Origin of the sequence: Amycolatopsis orientalis DSM 43388 (genome assembly GCF_000411975.1) — a bacterium.
In the GTDB taxonomy this organism is placed as follows: domain Bacteria; phylum Actinomycetota; class Actinomycetes; order Mycobacteriales; family Pseudonocardiaceae; genus Amycolatopsis; species Amycolatopsis orientalis_D.
Genome location: NZ_ASXG01000118.1, coordinates 1 through 1,269 on the forward strand (window position 1 = coordinate 1; position 1,269 = coordinate 1,269).

At 66.4% G+C, this 1,269-nt stretch carries 1 protein-coding gene; it reads left to right on the plus strand.

All coding sequences use genetic code 11. The features are described 5' to 3' along the window. Positions 1-67 precede the first annotated feature (67 nt). Positions 68-1,227, plus strand: a protein-coding gene (locus L942_RS22500) for an IS3 family transposase (RefSeq protein WP_106964982.1) whose coding sequence is annotated in 2 segments (ribosomal slippage) — positions 68-346 and positions 349-1,227 — 1,158 coding nt in all. Because the reading frame shifts where the segments join, the coding sequence is not laid out codon by codon here. Positions 1,228-1,269 lie beyond the last annotated feature (42 nt).

Below are 1,269 nucleotides of genomic sequence, written 5' to 3' on the forward strand. Positions count from 1 at the left end.
GGGTCTGCTCAGGGTTTGGTTGACACCTCACCTGTGAGGCTTCGGCCTCGCCTGGAAGGATGTCATCGTGCCCAAGCCCTATCCCCGCGAGTTCCGTGACGACGTGGTCGCCGTGGCCCGCCGCGGCGAGACCCCGTTGAAGCAGGTCGCGAAGGACTTCGGGATCTCCGAGTCGTGCCTGGCCAACTGGTTGCGCGCGGCCGAGGTCGAGGACGGCGCCCGGCCGGGCGTGACCCGCGAGGAGTCCGCTGAGCTGCGGGAGCTGCGTAAACGCAACCGGCTGCTGGAGCAGGAGAACGAGGTCCTGCGCAAGGCCGCGGCCTACCTGGCGCAGGGCAACTTGCCGGGAAAATAGCCTTCCCGCTCGTCCGTGAACTGGCCGCGGCCGGCGCCCCTGTGCGGGTGCCGGTCGCGGTGACGTGCAGGGTGCTGGGGATCTCCCGGCAGGCCTTTTACCAGTGGCGCTCGTCTCCGGTCTCGCAGCGCGACTTCGACGACGCGCAGCTGATCAACGCCGCGCTCGAGATCCATGCCGACGACCCGGCCGACGGGTACCGGTTCATCGCCGACGAACTCGCCCGCCGCGGCTACGCCGCGTCGGAGAACCGGGTGTGGCGGATCTGCTCGATGCAGCAGATCTTCTCGCTGCACGCCAAGAAGAAGGGCCGTTCCCGTAAGGCGGGGCCGCCGGTGCACGACGACCTCGTGCGCCGGGATTTCACCGCCACCGCACCAAATTCCAAGTGGCTAACCGATATCACCGAGCATCCCACCGGTGAGGGCAAGCTGTACTTGTGTGCGGTCAAGGACTGCTGCTCCAACAAGATCGTCGGATACTCCATCGCCTCGCACATGCGGGCCTCACTCGCGGTCAGCGCGCTGCGCAACGCGATCGCACTGCGCGACCCGCGCGATGTCGTGGTCCACTCCGACCGAGGTGCTCAATTCCGGTCGGGAGCCTACCGGTCCCTGTTGCGCAGCCATGGGCTGACCGGGTCGATGGGTCGGGTCGGTGCCTGTGGTGACAACGCCGCGATGGAATCGTTCTTTTCGTTGCTGCAGAAGAACGTTCTCGATACTAGGCGGTGGCGCACCCGGGAGGAACTGAGGCTGGCGATCGTGTCCTGGATCGAGACGAAGTACCACCGCAAACGCCGCCAACGCGCCCTGGGCAAACTCACCCCGGTCGAGTTTGAGACCATCTACACCACCGCAGCAGCGGCCTGAGAAACAGTCAGCTCCGGTGTCAACCGAAGCCTGGGCAGACCC